The sequence below is a fragment of the Chryseobacterium sp. genome (genome assembly GCF_022712095.1).
Lineage (GTDB): Bacteria > Bacteroidota > Bacteroidia > Flavobacteriales > Weeksellaceae > Chryseobacterium.
Genome location: NZ_JALAHD010000167.1, coordinates 1 through 6,456 on the forward strand (window position 1 = coordinate 1; position 6,456 = coordinate 6,456).

General features: G+C 34.0%; 8 protein-coding genes. 5 read left to right on the top strand and 3 right to left on the bottom strand.

The features are described from left to right. Positions 1-795, top strand: a 795-nt coding sequence (locus Q0A18_RS08395) for an MBL fold metallo-hydrolase (RefSeq protein WP_292009703.1), incomplete at its 5' end; no start/stop codon positions are given. A gap of 127 nt (positions 796-922) precedes the next feature. On the opposite strand, the gene Q0A18_RS08400 is transcribed toward Q0A18_RS08395, so the two are convergent. Then, positions 923-1,663 carry a uroporphyrinogen-III synthase gene (locus Q0A18_RS08400; RefSeq protein ID WP_292009710.1) on the bottom strand — a complete coding sequence of 247 codons (741 nt, stop codon included), beginning with the start codon at positions 1,661-1,663 and terminating at the stop codon, positions 923-925. 13 nt (positions 1,664-1,676) lie between these two features. Beyond that, the gene (locus Q0A18_RS08405) at positions 1,677-2,309 is read right to left on the bottom strand and encodes a DUF4271 domain-containing protein (RefSeq protein WP_292009704.1); all 633 of its coding nucleotides are present in this window, start codon (positions 2,307-2,309) and stop codon (positions 1,677-1,679) included. A 105-nt stretch (positions 2,310-2,414) separates the two neighbouring features. Between Q0A18_RS08405 and Q0A18_RS08410 the strand changes: the two genes are divergently transcribed. From Q0A18_RS08410 to Q0A18_RS08425, 4 genes are read left to right on the top strand one after another with little or no spacing between them, the layout of a single operon-like run. Beyond that, on the top strand, positions 2,415-3,131 hold the full coding sequence (locus Q0A18_RS08410; RefSeq protein ID WP_292009705.1) for a polyprenol monophosphomannose synthase: 717 nt from the start codon (positions 2,415-2,417) through the stop codon (positions 3,129-3,131). After that, on the top strand, positions 3,128-3,496 hold the full coding sequence (locus tag Q0A18_RS08415; RefSeq protein ID WP_292009706.1) for a DUF4296 domain-containing protein: 369 nt from the start codon (positions 3,128-3,130) through the stop codon (positions 3,494-3,496). The genes Q0A18_RS08410 and Q0A18_RS08415 overlap by 4 nt, the downstream gene beginning before the upstream one ends. Positions 3,497-3,532: 36 nt before the next feature. After that, a complete protein-coding gene (gene tgt / locus Q0A18_RS08420; RefSeq protein ID WP_292009707.1) occupies positions 3,533-4,663 on the top strand; it encodes a tRNA guanosine(34) transglycosylase Tgt in 1,131 nt (376 codons plus the stop codon). Positions 4,664-4,669: 6 nt separating this feature from the next. Then, a complete protein-coding gene (locus tag Q0A18_RS08425) occupies positions 4,670-5,782 on the top strand; it encodes an LptF/LptG family permease (protein WP_292009708.1) in 1,113 nt (370 codons plus the stop codon). On the opposite strand, the gene Q0A18_RS08430 is transcribed toward Q0A18_RS08425, so the two are convergent. Continuing rightward, positions 5,776-6,456, bottom strand: a 681-nt coding sequence (locus Q0A18_RS08430; RefSeq protein ID WP_292009709.1) for a biotin--[acetyl-CoA-carboxylase] ligase, incomplete at its 5' end; no start/stop codon positions are given. The genes Q0A18_RS08425 and Q0A18_RS08430 overlap by 7 nt on opposite strands.

A 6,456-nucleotide genomic window follows, 5' to 3' on the forward strand; every position in this document is an offset into this window, starting at 1 on the left:
ATTTGTATAATTAACTTCAAAATATATGGAATAATGCAGCTATATCATCTCAATTGTGTAGAAATAGACTCTCCTATGGGGAGTAAGGCTATCGGGCATTGCTTATTGATCAAAAAAAACAATAATTTAATTCTTATAGATACAGGTATAGGGCTTTTAGATATTCAAAACCCTGAAAAAAGAATAGGTAAAGAATTAATTGATATCGTAGGCTATAGTTTCAATGAAAATCAAACAGCATTACGACAAATTGAAAATTTAGGGTTTGACCCTCAAAATGTAACAGATTGTGTAATTTCACATTTAGATAATGATCATATAGGTGGACTTGCAGATTTTCCAAATGCAACAGTTCATGTAGGAATTGAAGAATTTAACAATTTCAACTCGGGGAACCCTCGGTATTTGAAAATCCCCTTGGCTCATAATCCAATTATAAAAACCTATAAAAAATCGGATTTTGATTGGTTTGGATTTGAAGCAAGAAAGGTAAATGTAAGTATTGAGGCAGAAATATATCTTGTTCCGCTTTTCGGACATACATTAGGACATTGTGGAGTGGCCTTAAAAGCAGATAAAAAGTGGTTATTTTATGTTGCAGATGCCTACTACTTGAAATCTGAGCTAACGGACTTTAACCATCCTGTGAATGAATTGGCCAGAGTAAGAGCTGATGATAACGATTTAAGAATAGCCACACTAGATAAACTACGTAGATTTGTAAATAATCATCCTGAAGTTGATATCTGGAGTTATCATGATGAGGAAGAGTTTGGTATTTATCAAAAGAAGTAGGGATAACTTTCCAATTATAATTGCCTGATTAAAAATAAAACTTCAGGTGATTTGCCAAAAGGCATTTAAATAAAATAGCCGTCTTTTATAAGAAGAAAGACGGCTATTTTATTTATTGTAATAAATGTTACTTGTGTAAGCTTTTAATATATTTTTCAAGAGCCATTGTCATAGACGGGGTTTCCTTTGTAGGAGCCATTAGATCTATCGTTAATCCTGCTTCTTCAGCAGCAGCTAATGTGGAATTTCCAAAAACTCCGATTTTTGTTTCATCCTGTTTAAAGTCAGGAAAGTTTAGTTGTAAAGATTTAATCCCCTGAGGACTGAAAAATATCAGCATATCATAATCTTTGATCTTAATATCTGTTAAATCACTGCATACTGTTCTGTACATGATGGCTCTTGTCCAGTCAATATTAGCAGAATCCAATGTTTTAGGAATATCAGGACTCAATACATCTGAAGAGGGTAAAAGATACTTTTCTGATGGGAACTTCTTGAAAAGTGGTAACAGATCCGAGAAATTTTTTTCCCCAAAGCTGATTTTTCTTTTACGGTATACAATATGTTTCTGAAGATAGTTTGCTACGGCTTCAGACTGGCAGATATATCTCATGGTATCCGGAACTGTAAATCTCAGTTCTTCAGCGAGTCTAAAGTAGTGGTCTATCGCATTTTTGCTGGTAAAAATAATCCCAGTATATTGTGTCAGATCAATTTTCTGTGTTCGAAGTTCCTTGTTATCAACTCCTTCTACATGGATAAAGGGACGGAAATCAATTTTTATTTTTTCCTTCTTTGCAATATCCAGATAAGGAGAAGATTCGCCCGGCGCAGGTTGAGAAACCAATATAGACTTTATTCTCATCATTAGACTTTTATTAAAAAAATAACAACTTCCAAAGCATTAACAATGGTATGATTTGGAGCGTGCAAATATACAAAAATTTATAATACCACTTTTCCGGCAGGATGTCATTTTTATGAAAGAAATAGAAAAATATTTTGAAAATGAATACAAAACAAAAGAACAGTAAATAATAAACAAATATTACATTTTTATCTATTGGAAAATAATAGTGAGCAATACACAGTATTATCAGAAGAAATGACAAGATAAAATAGAATTTTGTTGCGGTAAAATAGAAAACAGTCCATTTCTTTCCGTCACCAATACTTTGGTAAAATAAAAAGCCAAGAATTGATTTTATTAAATAAAAGAAAATAAGAACAAATAAACTATACCCGAATTTATTCATCTGATATCCGGCAATTTGCAGATCAGTCACAGCTTTAGGAACGATAGGGATATATTGAGACACCATAACGGTGAGTGTAAGAGTCGTTACACAGGAAACAATCAGCCAGTTAGGGAGATTGTTGCTGGAGTCAAAATATTTCTGCATTAAAAAATCTTTTAGGGCAGCTCCTCTCTCTATGATGTTCATCATAAAGATATATAAGAATATACAGCCTAAAAGAATGAAGATCACCCAATCATTGTTTTCGGGCATTCTTACATGGTTTACAAATTTTGTTACTGGCAACGGAATGTTTTTTGCAAAATTATAGATTATTTTGTATAAAATAAAAAGCTTAGATTATCTTTGCAGATTGAAATGAAGAAACTCGTCATTATTCCAACATATAACGAAAAGGAAAATATTAAAAATATTATCTCCGCTGTTTTTGCATTGGAAGAGGATTTCCATATTCTGGTGGTAGATGATTCATCTCCTGATCATACGGCAGATATCGTTAAAGATTTACAGAAAGAATATCCGCATGAGCTCCATTTATCGATAAGACATATAAAAGATGGGCTTGGAAAGGCTTATATTCATGGGTTTAAATGGGCTATACAAAACCAGTATGATTATATTTTTGAAATGGATGCTGATTTTTCGCATAATCCTGCGGATCTTCCTAAACTCTATGAAGCATGTCTGAAAGCGGATATGGCAATAGGATCCCGGTATTCGAAAGGGGTAAATGTTGTTAACTGGCCTATGGGAAGGGTGCTGTTATCTTATTTTGCATCCAAATATGTAAGGTTTATTTTAGGGTTGCCTATTCATGATACTACAGCGGGATTTGTATGTTTTTCCAGAAAAGTACTTGAAGAAATAGGATTGGATAATGTAAGACTCAAAGGATACGGGTTCCAGATTGAAATGAAGTTCAGAGCTTATAAAAAGGGCTTTAAAATTGTAGAAGTTCCTATTATTTTTACAAACAGAATCTTAGGAGAAAGCAAAATGAATGGAGGAATTATTCATGAAGCGGTATTTGGTGTTTTAAATTTAAAATGGAAATCACTGATTAACAGATTATGAAAAAGGTGTTGAGTCTTTTCGTTTTTATCCTTTTGTTTTCCTGTGGCAACTATATAGATGAGCCGAAAAATCTGGTTCCAAAAGATGCTATGGCTGAAATTCTTGCTGACTTAGCAATTAATGATCAGGCTACTTTTATGTATCAGAATACAAATCTGGAAAGCGGAACAAGATATATTTTAAAATCTCATAACGTAAAACCGGATGATTTTGTAGAAAGTTTTAATTATTATGTGGTTAAACAAGACATGGAAGGAATAACTGATAAAGCCCAAAAAATACTCATAAAAAAAGATCCGAAAGCAGATCAGTATATTAAGGATAAGACGAAGAGGAATGAAGGAATTCCTAACTTCGCAAGATAAATTCATCAGTAAGATGATGATTTAAACAGATTAAGGATGAAATTTTTTACTATAGAAAAAAACTCAGAAGGAAAAGCCAGAGCAGGATTAATTGCTACTGATCACGGGCAGATTCAGACCCCTATATTTATGCCGGTGGGAACGGTGGCAAGTGTAAAAACTGTTCACCAGAGGGAGCTGAGAGAAGATATTAAAGCTCAGATTATTTTAGGAAATACATATCATTTATACCTTCGTCCTACCATGGATGTTATGCAGGAAGCAGGAGGTTTACATAAATTCATGAACTGGGACCTTCCTATTCTTACGGACTCAGGAGGTTTTCAGGTGTTTTCTCTTTCTAATAGTAGAAAAATGACGGAAGAAGGAGTAAAGTTTAAATCTCATATTGATGGCAGTTACCATTTTATTTCTCCGGAGAAATCTATGGAAATTCAAAGACAGATCGGAGCAGATATTTTTATGGCGTTTGATGAATGCACCCCTTATCCTTGTGAATACAATCAGGCTAAATTATCCATGGAGCTTACTCACAGGTGGCTGAAGAGATGTATTGATTGGACAGCAGAAAATAAAGAACTCTACGGTCATAAACAAAGGCTGTTTCCAATTGTTCAGGGTTCTACTTATTCAGATTTAAGAAAAATATCGGCAGAAGTGATAGCGGAAGCAGGTGCTGATGGAAATGCGATCGGAGGACTTTCTGTGGGAGAACCTGAAGAAGAAATGTACAGAATTACCGATGAGGTTACCGATATTCTACCCAAAGAAAAACCAAGGTATTTGATGGGAGTGGGAACTCCCTGGAATATTCTGGAATCTATAGGGTTGGGAATTGATATGATGGATTGTGTAATGCCTACCAGAAATGCGAGGAATGCGATGTTGTTTACTTGGAAAGGTGTTATGAATCTTAAAAATGAAAAATGGAAGCGGGATTTTTCGCCTTTGGATGAGTTTGGGACAAGTTTTGTAGATAAGGAATATTCAAAAGCATATGTTCGTCATTTATTTGTATCCAAAGAATATCTGGCAAAGCAGATTGCTTCAATTCATAATCTGGCGTTTTATTTAGACCTTGTAAGAGTAGCCAGAGAACATATTGTGGCAGGAGATTTTTATGAATGGAAGAAATCAGTAGTTCCTGTTTTGAAACAAAGACTATAAGAATTTATGTTTAAAATTATAGACAGATATATTGTAAAGAAATACCTTGGGACATTTAGTTTCATGCTTATCTTGCTGTCTATAGTGGTACTGGTCATAGATGTTCAGCAAAAGATACCAAGAATAGAGAATGCAAAAAGTGTAGACCCTAAATTGGATCTCACTTATTTTCTAATTCACTTTTATCCTTACTGGATTGTAAATCTTGTGGTTACTTTTTTGTCGATTCTTGTTTTTATTTCGGTAATTTATTTTACCTCAAGAATGGCCAATAACACAGAGATTGTTGCTATTATCAGTAGTGGAGCGAGTTTTCACAGGTTTGCGAAACCTTATTTATATACATCGATTTTTATTGCATTGATTTCGCTAACGATTAATCATCTTGTTCTGCCATGGGCTAATATTAAAAAAAATGAGCTCGAGGCTTATACCTATAACCAGAGAAACAAGGATAAAATTCTGGGAACAGCTCCTGCATCGGCTCAGCTGAGTAAAACTGAATATATTTTTGTCAATTCCTGGAATAAAAGAGAAAACAGAGGCTCTGGATTTATTTTTCAACGATTTGATAAGGATAGAAGAATGACCTATGAGCTTAAATCTTCCGAAGTATATTGGGATACCCAGAAAAAACAGTTTGTGCTGAATAATTATTTTGAGAAAACCATTAATAAAGATGATACGGAAAAGCTTGGAAATGGTTTTGAATTAAGGAAAAGCTATGGGCATACTCCCCAAGAACTTTTTCCTAACGAATTGTTAGGCCAGAATAAAACAACACCGGAACTTTTAAAATTCATTGAAAGGGAAAAAGAAAAAGGAAACAGTAACCTTAATTCTTACCTCAATGAGCTTTACCAGAGAACTTCAATGCCGGTTTCTATTATTATTCTAACTTTTCTGGCGCTTTCTCTTTCCTCACAAAAGAAAAGAGGGGGGTTGGGAATCAATTTGGCAATAGGAATTTCATTGGCCTTTATCTTTGTATTTTCATTTGAAGCCTTAAAAGTGGTTTCGGAAAATAAAAGTATGTCACCGGCACTTGCTATGTGGTTTCCGAACCTTGTGTTTTTGCCGATAACGCTTTATTTGTACCTGAAAAGAGCTAATCAGTAAAGAAGTTTTACTTCTTTGTGGTAAAAAGATTGTAAACCATCTTCCAGCTCTATCCAAAGCTCACCCTTTTTGTCAGCAAATTTAATAATGCCATTTTGTCTCTTTTGTCTGATTTCGAATACTGAAATCTTATCTTTTCGAAATAAATGAAGGTTAAAATGATTCATAATTTCTTCTTCGGAAGGAATGTTGGACAGTCTTTTTATAAAGGTGTCATAGAGGGAATAGGTAAGGTCGCTAAGGTTAAAAGTGGTTCCAGTCTGCGTTAGGAGTGATCCTGCATTGGAAATTTCATTAAAGTCTTTCTGAAGTATATTAATCCCAATTCCTATTATGTAGTAATTTTTACTTTGAGCCTTTTTCCTTTCAATCAGAATTCCAACTACCTTTTTTCCTTTTAGAATAATATCATTAGGCCACTTTATTTCTACCGGATATTCGGTCAAACTGGCAAGGAAATCCCTCACAATACTTGCGGTATAATAATTGAATAAACTATCTGAAATTTTGAAATTTAGACTGTTAGCGGCTAATGAAAAAGCCAGGTTCTGTTCAGGAATAATTGCCCAGCGATTCCCATATTGACCCCGACCTCCGGTTTGATTGTAAGTATATAATCCTATAAAATCGGATTTCCCGTAAAGTAAAAATTGAAGAATTTCGTCATTAGTAGA

Coding starts and splice junctions, on each gene's coding strand:
- Q0A18_RS08400 (WP_292009710.1), bottom strand. CDS start 1,663: ATGAGAATAAAGTCTATATTGGTTTCTCAACCTGCGCCGGGCGAATCT.
- Q0A18_RS08405 (WP_292009704.1), bottom strand. CDS start 2,309: ATGCCCGAAAACAATGATTGGGTGATCTTCATTCTTTTAGGCTGTATA.
- Q0A18_RS08410 (WP_292009705.1), top strand. CDS start 2,415: ATGAAGAAACTCGTCATTATTCCAACATATAACGAAAAGGAAAATATT.
- Q0A18_RS08415 (WP_292009706.1), top strand. CDS start 3,128: ATGAAAAAGGTGTTGAGTCTTTTCGTTTTTATCCTTTTGTTTTCCTGT.
- tgt (WP_292009707.1), top strand. CDS start 3,533: ATGAAATTTTTTACTATAGAAAAAAACTCAGAAGGAAAAGCCAGAGCA.
- Q0A18_RS08425 (WP_292009708.1), top strand. CDS start 4,670: ATGTTTAAAATTATAGACAGATATATTGTAAAGAAATACCTTGGGACA.